Annotated in this window: 18 protein-coding genes; 9 read left to right on the plus strand and 9 right to left on the minus strand. The window is 63.6% G+C overall.

All coding sequences use genetic code 11. The annotated features are described in order from the left end of the window. Positions 1–30: 30 nt before the first annotated feature. On the minus strand, positions 31–1,074 hold the full coding sequence (locus B3446_RS02050) for a Fe(3+) ABC transporter substrate-binding protein (RefSeq protein ID WP_105238804.1): 1,044 nt from the start codon (positions 1,072–1,074) through the stop codon (positions 31–33). A 348-nt stretch (positions 1,075–1,422) separates the two neighbouring features. On the opposite strand from B3446_RS02050, the gene B3446_RS02055 reads away from it, so the two are divergent. Then, on the plus strand, positions 1,423–2,199 hold the full coding sequence (locus B3446_RS02055) for a ferredoxin--NADP reductase (protein ID WP_175121654.1): 777 nt from the start codon (positions 1,423–1,425) through the stop codon (positions 2,197–2,199). 81 nt (positions 2,200–2,280) lie between these two features. On the opposite strand, the gene B3446_RS02060 is transcribed toward B3446_RS02055, so the two are convergent. Genes B3446_RS02060 through B3446_RS02070 form a run of 3 tightly spaced genes read right to left on the minus strand, consistent with a single transcriptional unit; the run spans position 2,281 to position 5,020 of the window. Further along, complete coding sequence (locus B3446_RS02060) at positions 2,281–3,243, minus strand: Bug family tripartite tricarboxylate transporter substrate binding protein (protein WP_279973965.1); 963 nt, start codon at positions 3,241–3,243, stop codon at positions 2,281–2,283. Between the two features lie 38 nt (positions 3,244–3,281). Further along, positions 3,282–3,665, minus strand: coding sequence for an AtuA-related protein (locus B3446_RS02065; RefSeq protein WP_291377086.1), 384 nt, complete (start codon positions 3,663–3,665; stop codon positions 3,282–3,284). After that, positions 3,662–5,020: an acyclic terpene utilization AtuA family protein gene (locus B3446_RS02070; protein ID WP_291377087.1), complete on the minus strand. Its 1,359-nt coding sequence runs from the start codon at positions 5,018–5,020 to the stop codon at positions 3,662–3,664. Before B3446_RS02070 ends, B3446_RS02065 begins: the two co-directional genes overlap by 4 nt. 96 nt (positions 5,021–5,116) lie before the next feature. On the opposite strand from B3446_RS02070, the gene B3446_RS02075 reads away from it, so the two are divergent. From B3446_RS02075 to B3446_RS02095, 5 genes are all read left to right on the plus strand, one after another. Then, positions 5,117–6,043 carry a LysR family transcriptional regulator gene (locus tag B3446_RS02075; RefSeq protein WP_291377089.1) on the plus strand — a complete coding sequence of 309 codons (927 nt, stop codon included), beginning with the start codon at positions 5,117–5,119 and terminating at the stop codon, positions 6,041–6,043. A gap of 96 nt (positions 6,044–6,139) precedes the next feature. Next, positions 6,140–6,526: a Rid family detoxifying hydrolase gene (locus tag B3446_RS02080; RefSeq protein WP_056561027.1), complete on the plus strand. Its 387-nt coding sequence runs from the start codon at positions 6,140–6,142 to the stop codon at positions 6,524–6,526. A 39-nt stretch (positions 6,527–6,565) separates the two neighbouring features. Continuing rightward, a complete protein-coding gene (recG, locus tag B3446_RS02085) occupies positions 6,566–8,656 on the plus strand; it encodes an ATP-dependent DNA helicase RecG (protein WP_291377093.1) in 2,091 nt (696 codons plus the stop codon). A gap of 79 nt (positions 8,657–8,735) precedes the next feature. Further along, positions 8,736–9,686: a LysR substrate-binding domain-containing protein gene (locus B3446_RS02090; RefSeq protein ID WP_175121648.1), complete on the plus strand. Its 951-nt coding sequence runs from the start codon at positions 8,736–8,738 to the stop codon at positions 9,684–9,686. A 177-nt stretch (positions 9,687–9,863) separates the two neighbouring features. Next, entirely contained in the window at positions 9,864–10,364 is a 501-nt protein-coding gene (locus B3446_RS02095; RefSeq protein ID WP_175121647.1) for a Dps family protein, read from the plus strand. A 102-nt stretch (positions 10,365–10,466) separates the two neighbouring features. Here B3446_RS02095 and B3446_RS02100 read toward each other — a convergent pair whose 3' ends face one another. After that, on the minus strand, positions 10,467–11,060 hold the full coding sequence (locus tag B3446_RS02100) for an RBBP9/YdeN family alpha/beta hydrolase (protein WP_191578693.1): 594 nt from the start codon (positions 11,058–11,060) through the stop codon (positions 10,467–10,469). A gap of 267 nt (positions 11,061–11,327) precedes the next feature. Here B3446_RS02100 and B3446_RS02105 point away from each other — a divergent pair, with 267 nt between their 5' ends. Next, entirely contained in the window at positions 11,328–12,455 is a 1,128-nt protein-coding gene (locus tag B3446_RS02105) for a branched-chain amino acid ABC transporter substrate-binding protein (RefSeq protein ID WP_291377096.1), read from the plus strand. 183 nt (positions 12,456–12,638) lie between these two features. Here the strand turns inward: B3446_RS02105 and B3446_RS02110 are convergent, their stop codons facing one another. From B3446_RS02110 to ugpB, 4 genes are all read right to left on the minus strand, one after another. Continuing rightward, positions 12,639–13,727, minus strand: coding sequence for a sn-glycerol-3-phosphate import ATP-binding protein UgpC (locus B3446_RS02110; RefSeq protein ID WP_175121632.1), 1,089 nt, complete (start codon positions 13,725–13,727; stop codon positions 12,639–12,641). 49 nt (positions 13,728–13,776) lie between these two features. Continuing rightward, positions 13,777–14,628, minus strand: coding sequence for a sn-glycerol-3-phosphate ABC transporter permease UgpE (gene ugpE / locus B3446_RS02115; protein WP_175121631.1), 852 nt, complete (start codon positions 14,626–14,628; stop codon positions 13,777–13,779). A gap of 21 nt (positions 14,629–14,649) precedes the next feature. Next, positions 14,650–15,531: a sn-glycerol-3-phosphate ABC transporter permease UgpA gene (ugpA, locus tag B3446_RS02120; protein ID WP_175185333.1), complete on the minus strand. Its 882-nt coding sequence runs from the start codon at positions 15,529–15,531 to the stop codon at positions 14,650–14,652. 225 nt (positions 15,532–15,756) lie between these two features. Further along, the gene (gene ugpB / locus B3446_RS02125; RefSeq protein ID WP_175121629.1) at positions 15,757–17,070 is read right to left on the minus strand and encodes a sn-glycerol-3-phosphate ABC transporter substrate-binding protein UgpB; all 1,314 of its coding nucleotides are present in this window, start codon (positions 17,068–17,070) and stop codon (positions 15,757–15,759) included. Positions 17,071–17,262: 192 nt separating this feature from the next. Between ugpB and B3446_RS02130 the strand changes: the two genes are divergently transcribed. Both B3446_RS02130 and B3446_RS02135 read left to right on the plus strand, forming a co-directional pair. Continuing rightward, positions 17,263–17,595: a hypothetical protein gene (locus B3446_RS02130; RefSeq protein WP_291377102.1), complete on the plus strand. Its 333-nt coding sequence runs from the start codon at positions 17,263–17,265 to the stop codon at positions 17,593–17,595. Continuing rightward, complete coding sequence (locus B3446_RS02135; protein WP_191578695.1) at positions 17,592–18,146, plus strand: queuosine precursor transporter; 555 nt, start codon at positions 17,592–17,594, stop codon at positions 18,144–18,146. The genes B3446_RS02130 and B3446_RS02135 overlap by 4 nt, the downstream gene beginning before the upstream one ends. The last annotated feature ends 447 nt before the right edge of the window (positions 18,147–18,593 follow it).

Below are 18,593 nucleotides of genomic sequence, written 5' to 3' on the forward strand. Positions count from 1 at the left end.
TGCCCGCGGGCACGACGGTCCGGCAGCTTATCAGTTGTCGAAGCCAACCTTGTCGACCAGCTCGCTGGCTTGCTTGCGATGCTTGGCGATCTCGGTCAAGGGCAGGGGATCGACCTTCAGTTCGCCGAAGCTTGCGATCACCGGGTCCAGCTTCACGCCCTTGCGGACGGGGTATTCGTAGTTGGCCTGCGCGTACAGGGCTTGGGCCGGTTCCGACACCAGGAAGTCCAGCAGCTTGACCGCGTTGGCCTTGTTGGGGGCGTGCGCCGCGACGGCCGCGCCGCTGACGTTCACGTGCGTGCCGCCGCTCTTGGCATTGGCGAAGGTCGGACGGATGACCTTGATGGCATCGCCCCACTTGCGCGCGTCGGTGCCGGGCTCGGCGTTCTTCATGTGGCCGACATAGTAGGCGTTGGCCAGGCCGATGTCGCAGATGCCGCCCAGAATGTCGCGCGCCACGTCGCGGTCGCCGCCGGCCGCCTTGCGGGCCAGGTTGGCCTTGACGCCGCGCAGCCATTTTTCAGTGGCTTCGGCGCCGTCATGGGCGATCATGGAAGCGACCAGCGCGGTGTTGTAGGGGTGCTGGCCGGAACGGATGCAGACCTTGCCCTTCCATTTGGGATCGGCCAAATCTTCGTAGCGGAAGGATTCCAGCTTCAGGTCCTTTTCGACATACAGCACGCGGTCGCGCAGCGACAGGGCATACCATTTGCCATCGGCGCCGCGCAGGTTGGCGGGAATGACCGAATTCAGCGTGTCGGACTTGACCGACTGCGTCACGCCGCCGTCCACCAAATCCAGCAGGTTGCCGATATCCACCGTCATTAGTACGTCGGCGGGCGACTTGGCGCCTTCGGCCTTGACGCGTTCCAGCAGGCCGTCCTTGACGAAGACGGTGTTGACCTTGATGCCGCTTTCCTTGGTGAAGGCATCCAGCAGCGGCTGGATCAGCTTGGGTTCCCGGGTGGTGTACAGGCTGACTTCCTCGGCGGCGTTGGCCGACACGGTGAAGGCAGCGGCGCCGGCGAGCGCCAGCGCGCGCAGCAGGGAATTCAATTGGGGACGCTTGATCATGAAGGAACTCCAGCTAGGGCCGAAACGAGTGTTGCCGCACGGCCTCGCCTACTTTGAAGGCGCGCCATTGCGAAAAACGGTCTGCTAACGAAAATGATTATCAAGTGAGAACGCGACAATAACAGGAAGCATTGCGCCGTTCAACTAGCAGTAAGCGTTGGGTTCAAGACGTTGATCGCCGTCAAACTGGAATAAGGGTATTACGGAATAATGAGAGCAGTTATCATCAAGACCCTGTAGAATAGGGACAACCCTAATGCCGACCGCGGCCTTTTTTTTGCGGTTCGGAATGACCTCGCGGCACAGCCGGGCTTCGCCCGACCACGATCCGCCCTTACTGAATACGACATGGCTGCTTTCAACACTGAGCGCGTACTTAGCGTGCACCACTGGAACGACACCCTGTTTTCCTTCACCACGACGCGTGATTCGGCCTTGCGGTTCCACAACGGCCACTTCGTGATGATCGGCCTCGAAGTTGAAGGCAAGCCGCTGCTGCGGGCCTACAGCATCGCCAGCGCCAACTACGAAGAAAACCTCGAATTCCTCAGCATCAAGGTGCAGAACGGCCCGCTCACGTCGCGCCTGCAGCACTTGAAAGAAGGCGACACCATCCTCGTCAGCCGCAAGCCGGTCGGCACCCTGGTCGTCGACGACCTCAAGCCCGGCAAGCATCTGTTCCTGTTCGGCACCGGCACCGGCCTTGCGCCTTTCATGAGCATCATCAAGGACCCGGACGTCTACGAACGCTTCGACAAGGTCATCCTGGTGCACGGCGTGCGGTGGGTCAGCGAGCTGGCCTACGCCAACTACATCGAAAACGAACTGCCGAACAACGAATTCTTCGGCGACATCGTGCGCGACAAGCTGGTCTACTACCCGACCGTGACGCGCGAGCCTTTCCGCAATCAAGGCCGCATCACCGAACTGCTCGAAAACGGCAAGCTGTGCGCCGACATCGGCATACCGCAAATCAACCCGGAAACCGATCGCGCCATGATCTGCGGCAGCCCGCACATGCTGGCTGACATCAGTGCCATGCTCGACAGCCGCGGTTTCGCCGTGTCGCCGGGCGTGGGCCAGCCGGGCGACTACGTCGTCGAGCGCGCCTTCGTGGACAAATAAGCCAAGCTGTTCCGGCCTTCTAGTTAAAAAAAACCCATCGCAAGCGCGATGGGTTTTTTGCTTTGGCACGCCTGGTGTGAATCACTCCGGTTGAATGCCTGCCTTCTTGATGATGTCGCCCCACTTCTTCGATTCCGCCTGCTGGAACTTTGCCAGCTCGTCAGGTGTCGACGACGCTGCGTCCGTGCCGGTTTGCGCGTAGAACTGCTGAGCGGGCTTGGCCTTGGTGGCGTTGACCAGCAATTCGTTCAGGCGCTTGACCACGTCGGGCGGTGTGCCGGCCGGCGCATAGGCGGCAAACCAGTAGCCCATCTCGTAGCCGGGCACGCCAGCCTCGGAAATGGTCGGCACGTCGGGCGCCAGCGGCGAGCGCGCCTGGCCCGTGACGCCCAGCGCGCGCAGCTTGCCGGACTTCACCTGCGGCAAGCCCGTGGCGGTGTCGGTGATCATCATGTCGATCTGGCCGCCCAGCAGGTCGGTGACGGCGAGCGGGTTGCTCTTGTAGGGCACGTGCAGCAGTTGCACGTTGGCCATCTGCTGCAGCAGTTCACCGGCGATGCGGCTGCTGGAACTGCCGCTGCCAAAGCTCAGCTTGCCCGGCGACTGCTTGGCCTGGGCCAGGAAGTCGCCCACCGTCTTGGCGGGCGAACTGGGATTGACGACCATGATCTGCCCGCCCTTGCCCAGCAGCGTGAGAGGCGCGAAATCTTTGACGGGATCGTAGGTCAGCGATTTGTACAGGTGCTCGTTGGCCGCATGCGTGGTGTTGGTGGTGATCAGCACCGTGTAGCCGTCGGGCGTTGCGCGCGCGCCGGCTGCCGCGCCGATCATCGCACTGGCGCCGGGCTTGTTCTCGATGACGACGGCTTGGCCGGTCTGTTCGGTGACGCCCTGGCCGATGGCGCGGCCGATCTGATCGGTGGCGCTGCCGGCAGCGAACGGCACGATGAAGGTGATGGGCTTGGTCGGGAATTGCGCCATGGCCGAAAGGGGCAGGGCGGCGGCCAACAGCAGGGCCAGCCGGCCCTTGGTAGCGATGCGCATGTGTGTCTCCTGTGGTGTTTTTTTATCGGAACTGAAAATCAGGCGGCCGCGGGACGGTCGCCGGGTATGTCTGGCAGACGGCTCGCCAGCCCTTCGCTGACCTCCACCGTCATGTCCAGCAATCTGAAAGACAGGCTCTTGCCGTGCGTGTCGAGATTCAGCGCGTCGTTGACGCCGCCGTCCAGTACGCCCTCCAGCACGAAATTCATTGCGTGCAGCATCGGCAGCGCATAGCGTGTCACACGCTTCGGATGGCGGTACGCGAACCACGCTGCGACACGCGCTTCGGTCACTTGCGCGGCCAGCACGTCGTAGCATTCGGGATCCCAGGCGATGAGGCTCAGGTTGGAGATATCTCCCTTGTCCCCGGAGCGGCTGTGGGCCAGCCGATACAGCGGCACGGCAAGCAAAGTCTGGTTCATGGCGCGATCTCCTCCAGGAAGTTCCAGCCGCTCTTTACGGCTTCGCGGGGAATGGTGCAGGACATCATGTTCAGGCGGGGGCGCAGCGCAGTGCGCACGCCGCCGCCGCCGGCCGGGCCGCAAGTGTAGAGCGCGGTCACTTCGCGCAACACGCGTTCGGCCTGGACGCGATCGGCGTTTTCGGTGGCCAGGCGCAGCCGCACGTCGCGGGCTTGGCTGTTAGGCAGCGCGCGGCGCATCTCGCCCGCGTCATCGCCCAGGATGCTGATCGCGCCGATCAGGTCTGCGCGCATCTTGTAGTCGGCGCCCAGGCGCTTTTGGACGATATCTGCCGCGAGCCGTGCTCGGGCTTCGGCCTGCACACCGGCGTATGAAATCTCCGCTTCAGCGAGCCAGCCGCCGCGATAGCAGACGTTCACCTTCAGTTCGTCGGGCCGGGCGTGACCCGTAATGCCATGGACCGCAACCCGGTTGCCACCCAGTTCGACGACACGCGCCTGGCTCAGGTCCGCAACCACGTCGGGGGTCAGATACCGCGCCGGATCGTGGACTTCGTACAGCAATTGTTCTTTCACAGTGCGCGCGTCTACGGCGCCGCCGGTGCCATCGGCCTTGCCGATCACGAATTCGCCGTCGGCCTGGATTTCGGCGATGGGAAAGCCTGCCGCATGGACGTCCGGCACTTCCTTCAACCCCGGCACGCAGAAATAGCCACCGGTCACCTGCAGCCCGCATTCGAGCATGTGGCCGGCCATGGTGGCACGTCCCAGACGCGGCCAGTCGGCGGGATCCCAGCCGAAGTGCGCCAGCGCCGGCCCCAGCGTCAGCGACGGATCGGCCACGCGGCCGGCAACGACGATCTGCGCGCCGGCGGCCAGCGCCTCGGCGATTTCGGTGGCGCCCAGATAGGCAGTGGCGCTCACGATGTCCAGGCCGTCCAGCGCGGCGCCCAGTCGATTCGCTAGCAGGCCGCGATGCTCGGCGCCGTTCAGCGCGTCGCCATGCACGACAGCGATGCGCGGAGCCGGCAAGCCTTGTTCACGCGCCAGTTCAGCAATACGGCGCGCGGCGGCCGGCGGATTGGCCGCGCCGAAATTGCTGACGATGTTGATGCCGTGGCGCAGGCAGTCGCCCAGGATCGGACCGACCAGTTCGTCCAGCAGGGGTTCATAGCCGCGGTTCGGATCGTCGTTGCGCGCAAGTTGCGCCAGCGCCAGTGTCCGCTCAGCCAGCGTCTCGAAGATCAGTGTGCCGCCGCCTTGGGCGGCCAGGGTGCGGACCACGGCCGCGGCGCCGTCGGTGCGATCGCCGGAGAATCCGGAGGCGCAGCCGATGAGCAAGGGAGATTGAGACATGAGCAGTCCAGGCGCGTTCGAGGGGTTGGGACGACTATAGGCAAGGCACGATCATCCGTAAAATAGAAAAATCGGATTGATTAATACAAGAAAGCCATGAATCTATCGTCCCGCCAACTGCGTGCCTTCGTGGCGCTTGCCGATGAAAGGCACTTCACACGCGCCGCGCAGCGCTGCCACCTGACACAGCCGGCATTCAGCGCGTTGATCCGTTCGCTGGAAGACAGTGCTGGCGTGCGGCTCTTCGATCGCAGCACGCGGCATGTCGAGCTGACTGCCGAAGGCCGCGTGTTGGACGCGACCGCGCGGCGCCTGTTGGCGGACATGGATCTTGCAATGGGTGATTTGCGGGATATGGCGGACCGCCGGCGGGGCAGGGTGACGCTGGCCGCGCTGCCGTCGCTTGCGGCGGGCTGGCTGCCGAATCTGCTGGCGCGCTTCCGGCAAGATCATCCTGGGATCGTGCTGGACTTGCGGGACGCCTTGCTCGATCCGTGCCTGGACATGGTGCAGAGCGGGGTGGCCGATTTTGCCGTGGCCTCGAGGCGGCCTGACATGACCGACTTGGATAGCGAATTCCTGCATGCCGATCGCTACTTTCTGGTGTGCCGCGTGGACCATCCTTTAGCGGACCAGCCGCGCGTGCGGCTGCGCGACGTGCTGCGGCATCCGATCATCCAGCTTGCGCGCGGCAGCAGTGTGCGCAAACATCTGGACGAAGCGCTGGGCGCCGAGGCGCCGCTGCCGGTTTTCGAGGTCGAGCATCTGGCGACCGTCACGGGTCTTGTACGCGCGGGTCTTGGCGTGTCGGTCGTGCCCGCGATGACGCTTTTTCACTTCCGCAGCGCCGATCTGCGCGTCGTCCCTTTGGCGGGTCGCGCCTTGACCCGGCCGCTGTATCTGGTGCGCCGTAAAGGACGCAGCCTGTCCGTGGCCGCGCAGGCGCTGGCCGAACTGCTGATTGCGCATCGAGGCGATATCGGCGGGGCAGGGCATCCGCCGGCTGCGCAGGATCAGTCCTAAACCCTCTTTACGGCGAACCGCTACTTTCGCAAAAGTCTATTGCTGGATAAACTCCGATAGTTGTAGCTTCTATCCGTCACCAGAAGGATTCCGCCCATGAGCAAGCAAATCATTCATACCGATACCGCGCCCGCCGCCGTCGGCCCTTACTCGCAAGCGGTTGCCGTCAGCGGCACCAAGACTGTCTATCTCTCGGGCCAGATCGGCCTGGAGCCTGGCACCGGCGACCTGGTCTCTGAAAACTTCGACGCGCAGGTGCGTCAGGCGTTTGCCAACATGCAGGAAGTCATCAAGGCTGCAGGCGGCACGCTGGAAAACGTGGTCAAGCTCACGCTGTTCCTGACCGACCTGGGCAAGTTCACCGCGGCCAACGCCATCATGGCCGAGATCATCCCCCAGCCGTTCCCGGCGCGCTCCACGATCGGTGTGGCCAGCCTGCCGAAGGGGGCCCAGTTCGAAGTCGAAGCCATCATGGTCCTGTAAGGCGCACCCGGACGTTTCATTTCAGGGGTTCGTTCCTACATGCCGGCCGCAGCCGTGGCCTCCAAGCGTACCGGCGCCGACAAGAACGGCGCCGGCAAACCGATGACGGATACGGAGCGCAAGCTTCGTAACCTGGGTTTGGTGCTGCCCGAGGACTTCGTGCTGCATCTGCCGCTGCGCTACGAAGACGAAACACGCGTCATCCCGATCAGCTCGCTGCGCCCCGGCTTTGCCGGCCAGGTCGAAGGCGAGATCACCAAATCCGAAGTCCTGTACCGGCCGCGCCGCCAGCTCACCGCCACGTTGGCGGACGACAGCGGCGAACTGCAATTGCGCTGGCTGAACTTCTACCCCAGCCAGCAGAAACAAGTGACCGTGGGCAAGCGCCTGCGCGCCCGCGGCGAAGTGCGCGGCGGACTGTTCGGCCGCGAGATGGTGCATCCGCGGCTGACCAATGCGGATTCGCCGCTGCCGACTGCTCTCACCCCCGTTTATCCCACTACCGAAGGGCTGCCTCAGCCGGCCTTGCGGCGCGCCATTGCACAGGCGCTGAACACTGCTGACCTATCCGACACGCTGCCCGACGAGGCTCGCGCGCGCTACGACCTGCCGCCGTTCGAGCCCGCCATTCGCGCGCTGCACACGCCCGCGCAGGGCGAATCCGAACAGGCCTTGATGGATCGCGTGCATCCCGCATGGCGCCGCATCAAATTCGACGAGCTGCTTGCGCAGCAGCTCTCGCTCGCCGCCGCGCGTGCGGCACGCCGCATCAAGGAAGCCGAATCGCTGCCGGTGCAGAACGGCGCAGGCGGGCTGGTCGCACGGCTGTACGAAACACTGCCGTTCAAGCTGACTGGCGCGCAGCAGCGCGTCGTGGAGGAAATCTCGGCGGATCTGGCCAAGCCGTATCCCATGCACCGGCTGTTGCAGGGCGACGTGGGCAGCGGCAAGACCGTCGTGGCGGCCATCGCGGCGGCGCAGGCCATCGCGGGCGGGGCGCAGGTGGCGCTGATGGCGCCCACGGAAATCCTGGCCGAGCAGCACTTTCGCAAGCTGGTGTCCTGGCTTTCCCCCCTGGGCGTGAACGTCGCGTGGTTGAGCGGCAGCCTGACCGCGAAGGCGCGGCGCGAAGCCGCGGCCGCCGCTGCCGATGGCAGCGTGCAGCTTGTGGTCGGCACGCAGGCGCTGATCCAGGATCACGTCGAGTTCCACCGGCTGGGCCTGTCTATCGTCGACGAACAACATCGCTTTGGCGTCGGCCAGCGCCTTGCGCTGACGCGCAAGGGCGAAACCGTGCGCGGCCGCATCGTGCCGCATCAGCTCAACATGAGCGCCACGCCCATTCCGCGCACGCTCGCCATGACTTTTTTCGCCGATCTGGACGTATCGGTGATCGACGAACTGCCGCCCGGACGCAGCCCCGTGGTGACCAAGCTGGTCTCCGACGCGCGGCGCGAAGAGGTCATCGCCCATATCGCGCAGGCCGCGCGCGGCGGCCAGCAGGCTTATTGGGTCTGTCCGCTGGTTGAGGAAAGCGAAGCCCTCGAATTGCAAACCGCCGTCGACACCTACGAAGGCATGCGGACCGATCTGCCGGACCTGCGGATCGGATTGGTGCACGGCCGCCTGCCGCAGGCCGAGAAGGCCTCCGTGATGCAGGCCTTCCGCGACGGCGAAATCGACCTGCTCGTCGCCACGACCGTCATTGAAGTTGGCGTGGACGTGCCGAACGCGTCGCTGATGGTGATTGAACACGCCGAGCGCTTCGGCCTTGCCCAGCTTCACCAGTTGCGCGGGCGCGTGGGGCGGGGCACGGCCGAGTCCGTTTGCGTGCTGCTCTACCAGACGCCGCTTTCGCAGGTTGCGCGTGAACGGCTGCGCGCCATGTTCGAAACGTCCGACGGCTTCGAGATCGCCCGGCGCGACCTGGAACAGCGCGGCCCCGGCGAATTCCTGGGCACACGTCAGTCGGGCATGGCGCTCCTGCGCTTTGCCGACCTGGAGACCGACGCCGCGATCGCCGAGGACGCGCGCGACGCTGCCGTGTGGTTGCGCGCCGAACATCCCGCCGTCGTCGAGGCCCATCTGGCCCGCTGGATGCGTGGCCGCGAAGACTTCCTGCGCACCTGACATGCGGCCCATCCACTCTCTTGAATCCTCAAGCGCCGGCCACCGGGCCGGCGCGTAACCCCGGGGGGCGTAGTCCACCATGACTCTCACCGAACTCAAGTACATCGTCGCCGTCGCCCGCGAGCGGCACTTTGGCCGCGCGGCCGAGGCCTGTTTCGTCAGCCAGCCGACGCTGTCCGTGGCCATCCGCAAGCTGGAGGACGAACTGGGCGTGACCCTGTTCGAACGCGGCGGCTCCGAAGTCGGGGTGACGCCCATCGGCCAGCGCATCGTCGCGCAGGCGCAGAAGGTGCTCGAGGAAAGCGCCAGCATCAAGGAGATCGCCCGGCAGGGCCACGATCCGCTGGCCGGCCCGCTACGCGTTGGCGTCATCCACACGATCGGCCCATACTTGCTGCCCAAGCTGGTGCCCGTGCAGATCGGCCGCACGCCCCAGATGCCGCTGCTGCTGCAGGAAAACTTCACCGTCCGTCTCGTTGAACTGCTCCGCCAAGGCGAGATCGACTGCGCCATCATGGCTTTGCCGCTGCCCGAAGCCGGCCTGGTTATGCAGCCGCTCTACGACGAGCCCTTCGTGGTGGCGGTGCCCAACGACCATGAACTGGCCCAGCGCAAGTCCATCGACGCCCAGGACCTAAAACAGCAGACCATGCTGCTGCTGGGCAGTGGCCATTGCTTCCGCGATCAGGTGCTTGAAGTCTGTCCTGAGCTGTCGCGCTTTTCGGCCGCCAGCGATGGCATCCAGCGCACCTTCGAAGGCTCCTCGCTCGAAACCATCCGCCACATGGTCGCGGCCGGCATCGGCGTCACCGTGCTTCCGGTCACCGCCGTCCCTGAGAACCCGCCCTCCAACAGTCTGTTGCGCTATCTGCCGTTCGAAGGCCATGTGCCCGAGCGCCGCGTCGTCCTTGCATGGCGGCGCAGCTTTCCGCGCCTGGCGGCAATCGAAGCGCTGGCGCAGGCCGTCTATGAATGTGAGCTGCCGGGCGTGAAGATGCTGGCCGGCGAAGCGGCGGCCGTGCAGGATTGAACGCTAAACCGCGGCCAATGGCCGGCGCGGTTTTGCGTGGGCGTCCTTGCGTAAGGCGCGCCCTTTGAACCGCGTCAATTGGTCGCAGCCCATCGTGAGAACAGCGCCTCCACAACGCCTGTTCTGTCGTGTTTGCAGTGGTATTCTTATTTCCGCCTTTTTCCATAGGAGCTAGCAATGGCCAAGTCCACCAAGAAGACCTCGAGCGTTCCGCGCATCAACATCGGTATTTCGGACAAGGACCGCGCCGCGGTTACCGGCGAACTGTCCAAGTTGCTGGCCGACTCGTACACGCTGTACCTGATGACGCACAACTTCCACTGGAACGTCACGGGGCCCATGTTCAACACGCTGCATCAGATGTTCATGACGCAGTACACCGAAGAATGGAACGCGCTGGACAGCATCGCCGAGCGTATCCGCGCGCTGGGCCACTATGCCCCGGGCACGTATCGCGAATACGCCAAGCTGTCGTCCATCTCTGAACCGGAAACCGTGCCGGACGCGCTGGAAATGGTGCGCCTGCTGGTGGACGGCAACGAATCGGTCGCCAAGACCGCGCGCGCTGCTTTCGAAAAAGCCGACGCCGCCAACGACCAGCCCACGGCCGACCTGCTGACTCAGCGTCTGGACGTGCATGAAAAGAACGCGTGGATGCTGCGCAGCCTGCTGCAGTAAACAGTACGGCCCGCTCTCTTCAGGGAAGGCGGCCGATTCCACAGGCTCAAATTGAATGGCCGTCCGGATGGGCGGCCATTTTTTTTACGGCGGGAACGTCGCCTACAAGTCGTACACCGGAACCGGCGGAATGCGTTTGGCCGGCGGCGGAATTCGCCACGAAGCTCGGCGGCGCAGCGCGCCCAGCAGTTTGAGCCCCTGCGGCCAGTCGTCCAGGCCGCTTTCCGCGTTGATATGGCCTGCGCCGGGCAGGACGACGACACGGCTTCCCCAGTCCGCCGCGAAGATGCGCGCGCGTTCCAGCGCGCAATAGGGATCGTTGTCGCTGGCAACCACCACGCTCTGGAAGGGCAGCGGCTGGCGCGCAATTGGCGCGAAGCCGCGCAGGCAATCGGGCATGTCGGCGCGTTCGACGTCGGCGGGCGCGACCAGCAGCGCGCCGGCGACCTTGGCGCGCAAGGGCACGGGCAGGGCGGCGCTGATCAGGCAGCCGAGGCTGTGCGCGACGAGCAGGACCGGGCTGCGGGCTTCATCGACCTCGGCGGTCAGACGGGATATCCAATCGGCCGCGCGGGGATTTTCCCAGTCGTGCTGCTCGATGCGCCGGGCGTTGGGCAACAGGGCCTGCCACCGGGACTGCCAGTGGTCGGGGCCGGAGTTTTTCCAGCCCGGGACGATTATCGGTTGGAGTCTCATGCGGCACATGATGCCGCCGCCGTTTAGTAACTCAAACGAATTAATGGTCTTTTGCATATACGGCGTTCGGAATAAGGCCGGCGGTGCGAATCATGCCGCGGTGCAATAAAAAAACCCCGGAAAACCCTGCGCCAACCGGCCCAAAAGCCGCGAAATTTCAGTGTATGCTTGCCGGGCAAATGCACCGCCAACGGGCATGACATCTACGTTTCCGGCCGTCAGCCCGTTGATGGATCAACGATTAAAAGTCATTCGAGGAGTCCACTCATGAAGCCAGTTTTCCGTCTGACCCCGGTTATCGCAGCGCTGGGCGTCGCCGCTGGTTTGACGTTTGGCGCGGCCGCGCACGCGCAGACCATCAAGATCGGCGTCGTCGGCCCCACCACCGGCGCGGTCACGCAGTATGGCGATATGGTCCGTGAAGGGGTCGATACCGCAGTTGAGCGCATCAACGCCGCCGGCGGCATCAATGGCAAGAAGCTGGAAACCGTGGTCATCGACGACGGCTGCGAACCCAAGCAGGGTCCCAACGCCGCCAACCGCGTCGTCAACAGCAAGATCGGTTTTGTCGTGGGCCACGTGTGCTCGGGCGCCACCATCGCCGCGGCCGACATCTACAACAACGAAGGCGTGGTCATGGTCACCCCGTCGGCCACGTCGCCGGCGCTGACCGACGGCAAGAACTACGAGTTCATCTTCCGCACCATCGGCCGTGACGACCAGCAAGGTCCCGCCGCCGCCAAGTTCATCCTCGACAGGATCAAGCCGAAGAAGGTCGCCGTGCTGCACGACAAGCAGTCGTACGGCCAGGGCATCGCCACTGCGGTCAAGAACGACCTGGAAAAGGGCGGCGTGGCCGTCGCCGTGTTCGAAGGCATCAATGCCGGCGACAGCGACTATTCGGCAGTCATCACCAAGCTCAAGAGCCAGGGCGTGGATTTCGTCTACTACGGCGGCTACCACCCCGAAATGGGCCTGCTGCTGCGCCAGGCGGCCGAGCAGGGCGTGAAGGCCAAGTGGATGGGTCCGGAAGGCACGGGCAACCCGGACATCAACGCCATCGCGGGCGACGCCGTCGAAGGCATGCTGCTGACGCTGCCGGCCGACTTCACGCAGAACGCCGCCAATGCCGACATCGTCAAGGCGTTCGAAGCCAAGAAGCGCAACCCCAGCGGCGCGTTCCAGATGACCGCCTACGCCGCCACGCAAGTCATCGCGGACGGCATCAAAGGCGCGGGCTCGGACGATCCCACCAAGGTCGCCAAGTACCTGCACGCCAATTCCTTCGACACGCCGATCGGCAAGGTGTCATGGAACAAGCAGGGTGACCTGACGAACTTCCAGTTCGACGTGTTCACCTGGCACAAGGACGGCTCCAAGACCGTCTACAAGTAAATCGCCGGACGGCGGGCCGATTCCGGCTCGCTTCACGCGAACGAACGGCGGCGCGGGTCGGGTGCAGTGCACCCGGCCACACGCATCAGGCGCTGCAAAAGAGAACCGGGCCGCAAGCGATCAGCTTGTGGCCCGGTTTGTTTTTGCAGGGCGCAGGGCAGGGGGGGCTGACGCCCCGCCGCTTTACAGGCCCTGGACGCGGCGGCCGGTGTCGGCCTCGAACCAGTGCAGGGGATGGCGGCCGTCCGGGCCCACGTTGACCTGCATGCCGACCTTGGCGGACGACTCGGAAAGCTGGCGCGTCGTGCAGCGCACGACCAGCGTGCTCTTGCCGCAGCGGGCGTGCACGAGTTGCTCGGAACCCAACGTCTCGACCATTTCGACTTCGGCGGGAATGCCCTGGGTGTTCAGCAGCATGTGCTCGGGGCGCATGCCCATGATGATCTTGCGGCCGCGGACCTGCGAGGGAACCTGCAGCGGCGAGATCTCAAGCTGGTTGCCGTCGGCGGTCTGCACCGTGCCGTCGCCAGCCACCTGGACCTCCATCAGGTTCATCGGGGGCGAGCCGATGAAGCCGGCAACGAACGTCGAGGCGGGCTTTTCAAACACTTCCATCGGAGTGCCGATCTGCTCCGGAACGCCCTGATACATGACGATCATGCGGTGGGCCAGCGTCATGGCCTCGACCTGATCGTGCGTCACGTACAGGCTGGTAGTGCCCAGGCGGCGATGCAGCTTCATGATTTCCAGACGCATCGCCACGCGCAGCTTGGCGTCCAGGTTGGACAGCGGCTCGTCGAACAGGAACACCTTGGGTTCACGCACAATGGCGCGGCCCATCGCGACGCGCTGGCGCTGGCCGCCCGAAAGCGCGCGCGGACGGCGGTCCAGCAGGTGACCCAGTTCCAGGATCTGCGCGGCGATGTCGACGCGCTTCTTGATCTCGTCCTTGGAGAATTTGCGGATCTTCAAGCCATAGGCCATGTTCTCGAACACGGTCATGTGCGGGTAGAGCGCGTAGTTCTGGAACACCATGGCGATGTCGCGCTCGGCGGGTTCCAGGTTGTTGACGACCTTGTCGTCGATGACGATGTCGCCGCTGGTCACGGTTTCCAGGCCGGCGACCATGCGCATCAGCGTGGATTTGCCGCAGCCCGACGGGCCGACGATGACGATGAATTCACCGTCCTTGACGTCCATGTCGATGCCATGGATGACCGGCACGTTGCCGGCATAGGTTTTCTTGACGTTGCGGAAGCTGAGAGTAGCCATGAGATATTCGTGTTCGAAGTCGTTTTCGGTAGGCGAGGGATGGGCGCGATCACTTTTCAGTGTCGACCAGACCCTTGACGAACCATTTCTGCATCAGGATGACGACCAGCGCCGGCGGGATCATCGCGAGCATGGCGGTGGCCATGGTGATGTTCCATTCGGTCACGCTGTCGCCGCCGCTGATCATCCGCTTGATGCCGATGACGACGGGGTACATGTCTTCCTGCGTGGTGACCAGCAGGGGCCACAGGTATTGGTTCCAGCCGTAGATGAACTGGATCACGAACAGCGCGGCGATGCTGGTCTTGGACAAGGGCAGCAGCACATCAAAGAAGAAGCGCACAGGACCGGCGCCGTCGATGCGTGCAGCCTCGATCAGTTCGTCCGGCACCGTCAGGAAGAACTGGCGGAACAGGAACGTGGCCGTGGCGGAAGCGATCAGCGGCAAAGTCAGGCCCGCATAGCTGTTGAGCAGGCCCAGATCGGCCACGACCTTGTAGGTGGGGGCGATGCGGACTTCGACCGGCAGCATGAGCGTGACGAAGATCATCCAGAAAAAGAACATGCGGCCCGGAAAGCGGAAGTACACGACCGCAAAAGCCGACAGCAGCGAGATCGCGATCTTGCCGATCGAGATCGCCAGCGCCATGATCAGGCTCACGTACATCATGCGGCCGACGGGCGCGCCCGACGAGCCGCCTGACGAACCGCCAAAAAGCGCCTGCATGTAGTTGTCCACGAAATGCGGACCGGGAATCAGGGACATCGGCGCCTGAGCCACTTCCTGCGCGGTCTGGGTGGACGCGACGAAAGTGACGTAAAGCGGAAATGCCACCATCGCCACGCCGCAAAGCAGAATGACGTGGGCCAGAATATCCAGCCAGGGACGGCGTTCAACCATTGTTATCAGCCTCGGACAAAATCAATACTGCACTTTGCGGTCGACGTACCGGAACTGTACGACCGTCAAGGCAACCACAATGAACATCAGGACGACGGACTGGGCGGCGGACGAACCGAGGTCCAGACCGCGGAAGCCGTCGCTGTACACCTTGTAGACCAGGATCGAGGTCGCCGTGCCCGGGCCGCCTTGCGTCGTCGTGTCGATCACGGCAAACGTGTCAAAGAAGGCGTAGATGATGTTGACCACCAGCAGGAAGAACGTGGTGGGCGACAGCAGCGGGAAGACGATGGTCCAGAAGCGGCGCGCGGGGCTGGCGCCGTCGATCGCGGCGGCTTCGATGAGCGAACGCGGAATCGATTGCAGACCGGCCAGGAAGAACAGGAAGTTGTAGGACACCTGCTTCCAGACGGCCGCGATGATCACCAGGGTCATCGCCTGATTGCCGTCCAGGCGGGGGTTCCAGTCCACGCCCGACTTGCGCAAGGCAACGGCCAGGATGCCGACCGACGGCGAGAACAGGAACAGCCACAGCACGCCGACGACGGCGGGCGCCACGGCATACGGCCAGATGAGCAGGGTCTTGTAGAGCCCGGCGCCGCGGATCACGCGGTCGGCCATCACGGCCAGCACCAGCGACACGCCAAGGCCAACACCGGCCACCAGCACCGAAAACACGGCGGTGACGCGGAAGGAATCCAGGTAGCTCTGTTGCGAGAACAGATCCATGAAGTTGTCCAGGCCGACGAACTGCGAGGACAGACCGAAGGGATCTTCCAGGCGCATGGACTGCCACATGGCTTGTCCGGCGGGCAGGAAGAAGAACACCACGGTAATGATCAGCTGCGGCAGGAGCAGCAGATAGGGCAAGGTCTTGTGCCCGAATACAACGCGTTTTTCCATAGGGGGAACCCAAGGTACAGAAAAGCGGCGGTTGAAATAACCGCCGCCTGAAACCGCCAGCGCGCATGTCGCGTGTGGCGCCCGGAGCCCGAAAGCACCGGCACTCATAAAAAGCACGATAGGCTTAAAGCCCCTGAAAAACCAGGGCTTTAAGCCTCGTATGTCCTTGTCGCAACATGGAAAATTCCGATTGACAAGGCAGTGGTCAGGTCGCGCGAAAGGGCGTTACTTTACACTCTTCTCGAACTTTTCCAGCAGCTCGTTGCCGCGCTTGACGATGTTCTCGGCGCCGTCCTTGGGAGCAACCTTGCCCGAGACGATGCGTTCGATTTCAGCGTCCTCGATCTCGCGGATCTGGGGCAGGAAGCCAAGGCGCAGGCCGCGCGATTGGGCGGTGGTTTCGACGTTGAGTTGCTTGACGCCGACTTCGGTGCCCGGGTTCTTGTCGTAGAAGCCTTCCTTCTTGGTCAGCTCGTAGGCGGCCTTGGTGACGGGCACGTAGCCGGTCTGCTGGTGCCAGCGGGCGGCGATTTCGGGGCTGGCCAGGAACTTGAAGAACGCGGTCACGCCCTTGTAGGTTTCGGGCTTCTTGTTGGCAAAGACCCACAGCGAGGCGCCGCCGATGATGGTGTTCTGCGGCGCGCCTTGCACGTCGGCGTAGTAGGGCAGCGTCGAGGTGCCGAATTCGAACTTGGCGTTCTTGGCGATGTTGGCGCGCAGGCCGGACGAACCGGTGATCATGGCGCACTTGCCGCTGATGAACAGCGAGTTCGGCTCGTCGCCGCGGCCGCCGTACATGAAGATGCCTTCCTTGCCGAGCTTGGCCAGGTTTTCCAGGTGACGCACGTGCAGCGGGGTGTTGATGGCGATGCGCGCATCCAGGCCGCCGAAACCGTTGTCCTTGGTGGCGTACGGCACGTTGTGCCAGGCCGAGAAGGTCTCGAGCTGGGTCCACGACGGCCACGACGTGGTGTAGCCGCATTCCTGGCCAGCGGCCTTCAGCTTCTGGCCGGCGGCGGCCAGTTCTTCCCAGGTCTTGGGAGGATTGTCGGCGTCCAGGCCAGCCTTCTTGAAGGCGTCCTTGTTGTAGTAGAAGACGACGGTCGAGCTGTTGAACGGCATCGACACCAGCTTGCCGTCGGCCGACGAGTAGTAACCGGCCACGGCGCCAATGAATTCCTTGGGATCGATCGGGTTGCCGGCTTCTTCGGACATCTGTTGCACCGGCTTGATGGCGCCCTTGGCGTACATCATGGTGGCGGTGCCGACTTCGAAGACCTGCAGGATGTCCGGCGCGTTGCCGGCGCGGAACGCGGCGATGCCGGCGTTCATGGATTCACCGTAGTTGCCCTTGTAGATGGCCTTGACCTGGTAGTCGGGGTTCTGCTTGTTGAATTCCTCGACCAGGCCATTGACGCGGTCGCCCAGGGCGCCTTCCATCGAATGCCAGAACTGGATCTCGGTGGCTGCTTGCGCGGAAGCGCCGGCGAAAGCCGTCATGATGGCGGCAAAGGTCAGTGCAATACGATGGGATCGCATAAAGGGTTCTCCAGTTGGGCGTGTTGCGCACGGGTTGTCCGGGCGCATGAAACACGACACCTTATGAATTGTTTGTGACAAAACCGTGACTTTCACATCACTACAAACGCCTGTCAAATTGCGCGTTTCAGGCGCGAACGAACATTTGTCCCCCGTTTAGCGCAGGGAGTGCAGCGATTACAATCGCGGCCTATGGAAAACGAACTTTCGATTGCGTTCATCGGCCGTACCCGCGCCATGGCTGCGCGCGCCTCGCGCGCGGGTGCCAAAGTATGCGCCGTCAGTGGCGTTCATGTCATTGACATAAACGAGGAAGATGCCCGCGCCGCGCGGGCCGGCGAGACGAGTGCCGAGGGGGACTCGGGCGAGGTCCGGACGCTGGTCGGCCGCCTGTTCGCGGCCGAGACACGGAACATGCAAGGTGTTGTGGCTTGGACACGTCAGTGGCGCTGCGGCAACGCGCGGTTGACGCGCAGCGCGTCCGATGCCTGGGCGCGCGGTTGGGCCGGGGCGGGCGTCAAATGAAGCCGTCCGCCGCACGCTTTCCTGCGATGACCCGCCTGCAATTCGGCATATCGGTGCTGTGCATGCTGGCCGTCGTGGTCGGCTCCAACATCTTGGTCCAGGTGCCGCTCAATGACTGGCTGACATGGGGCGGGCTGTCCTATCCGGTGGCGTTTCTGGTCACCGACGTGCTCAACCGCCGTTTCGGCCCGGCCGCCGCCCGGCGTGTGGTGTGGTTTGGCTTTGCCGCCGCCTTGGCCGTGTCGGTATGGGTGGCGTCGCCGCGGATCGCGCTCGCTTCGGGTTTGGCTTATATCTGCGCGCAGCTCGTCGACATCCAGGTGTTCGACCGCCTGCGCGACCAGCGCTGGTGGCGGGCGCCGCTGTTGTCCGGCGTGCTGGGCGCCATATTGGATACGGCGGTGTTCTTCAGTGTGGCATTCGCCGCCAGCGGTGCGCCTTGGGTGACGTGGATGCTGGGCGACCTGGCGATCAAGCTGGTCGTCAATATCAGCATGCTGGCGCCGTTCCGTGCCCTGATGTGGAATCTGGCAAAGCCCGCGAACGCCTAGACGAAATCCAACCCGCCTGCGCGGCGCAATGCATGCGCGCGTCCGATGCTGATTTCAGCCGGACGCGCGTTTTTCATTAATGTGCCGGACATTATCTGAGCGGCATTTGGGCAGCATCCAGTAAGTCCGGCGTAAGCACTGTATTTAAATGCGAGCTTAAACGCCGTATTAATGCCTTTTCATATAAATGGACCAACCACAAATCCCAGGGAAGCGCCAGCAGGCAACACAGTCGAAATTGCGATTTATCCAACGAATTCACGGCACTACGCGCACTATCCGTCACGAATAAAAGCCTTGCGTGAAATATTGGGGATTACACGCAGTGACAGTATGACGGCTTGCTTTCAGAATACCGCCCACACCGTGTTTTTGCCCAAGAAGCCGGCGACGGGCAATGCGGACGTAGGGGTACTCTCCCGATAAACCGTGTTGGACAGAGCCGCT

Origin of the sequence: Achromobacter sp. UBA5777 (assembly GCF_002418565.1) — a bacterium.
Lineage (GTDB): Bacteria > Pseudomonadota > Gammaproteobacteria > Burkholderiales > Burkholderiaceae_B > Achromobacter > Achromobacter animicus.

What these genes read in the sequence shown, in the direction of transcription:
- B3446_RS02065 (WP_291377086.1), bottom strand. Translation starts at nt 3,665, where the DNA reads ATGAACCAGACTTTGCTTGCCGTGCCGCTGTATCGGCTGGCCCACAGC.
- B3446_RS02100 (WP_191578693.1), bottom strand. Translation starts at nt 11,060, where the DNA reads ATGAGACTCCAACCGATAATCGTCCCGGGCTGGAAAAACTCCGGCCCC.
- B3446_RS02055 (WP_175121654.1), top strand. Translation starts at nt 1,423, where the DNA reads ATGGCTGCTTTCAACACTGAGCGCGTACTTAGCGTGCACCACTGGAAC.
- B3446_RS02060 (WP_279973965.1), bottom strand. Translation starts at nt 3,243, where the DNA reads ATGCGCATCGCTACCAAGGGCCGGCTGGCCCTGCTGTTGGCCGCCGCC.
- B3446_RS02135 (WP_191578695.1), top strand. Translation starts at nt 17,592, where the DNA reads ATGAAGCCGTCCGCCGCACGCTTTCCTGCGATGACCCGCCTGCAATTC.
- B3446_RS02050 (WP_105238804.1), bottom strand. Translation starts at nt 1,074, where the DNA reads ATGATCAAGCGTCCCCAATTGAATTCCCTGCTGCGCGCGCTGGCGCTC.
- B3446_RS02075 (WP_291377089.1), top strand. Translation starts at nt 5,117, where the DNA reads ATGAATCTATCGTCCCGCCAACTGCGTGCCTTCGTGGCGCTTGCCGAT.
- B3446_RS02080 (WP_056561027.1), top strand. Translation starts at nt 6,140, where the DNA reads ATGAGCAAGCAAATCATTCATACCGATACCGCGCCCGCCGCCGTCGGC.
- B3446_RS02110 (WP_175121632.1), bottom strand. Translation starts at nt 13,727, where the DNA reads ATGGCTACTCTCAGCTTCCGCAACGTCAAGAAAACCTATGCCGGCAAC.
- ugpE (WP_175121631.1), bottom strand. Translation starts at nt 14,628, where the DNA reads ATGGTTGAACGCCGTCCCTGGCTGGATATTCTGGCCCACGTCATTCTG.
- B3446_RS02070 (WP_291377087.1), bottom strand. Translation starts at nt 5,020, where the DNA reads ATGTCTCAATCTCCCTTGCTCATCGGCTGCGCCTCCGGATTCTCCGGC.
- ugpB (WP_175121629.1), bottom strand. Translation starts at nt 17,070, where the DNA reads ATGCGATCCCATCGTATTGCACTGACCTTTGCCGCCATCATGACGGCT.
- B3446_RS02095 (WP_175121647.1), top strand. Translation starts at nt 9,864, where the DNA reads ATGGCCAAGTCCACCAAGAAGACCTCGAGCGTTCCGCGCATCAACATC.
- B3446_RS02130 (WP_291377102.1), top strand. Translation starts at nt 17,263, where the DNA reads ATGGAAAACGAACTTTCGATTGCGTTCATCGGCCGTACCCGCGCCATG.
- recG (WP_291377093.1), top strand. Translation starts at nt 6,566, where the DNA reads ATGCCGGCCGCAGCCGTGGCCTCCAAGCGTACCGGCGCCGACAAGAAC.
- ugpA (WP_175185333.1), bottom strand. Translation starts at nt 15,531, where the DNA reads ATGGAAAAACGCGTTGTATTCGGGCACAAGACCTTGCCCTATCTGCTG.
- B3446_RS02105 (WP_291377096.1), top strand. Translation starts at nt 11,328, where the DNA reads ATGAAGCCAGTTTTCCGTCTGACCCCGGTTATCGCAGCGCTGGGCGTC.
- B3446_RS02090 (WP_175121648.1), top strand. Translation starts at nt 8,736, where the DNA reads ATGACTCTCACCGAACTCAAGTACATCGTCGCCGTCGCCCGCGAGCGG.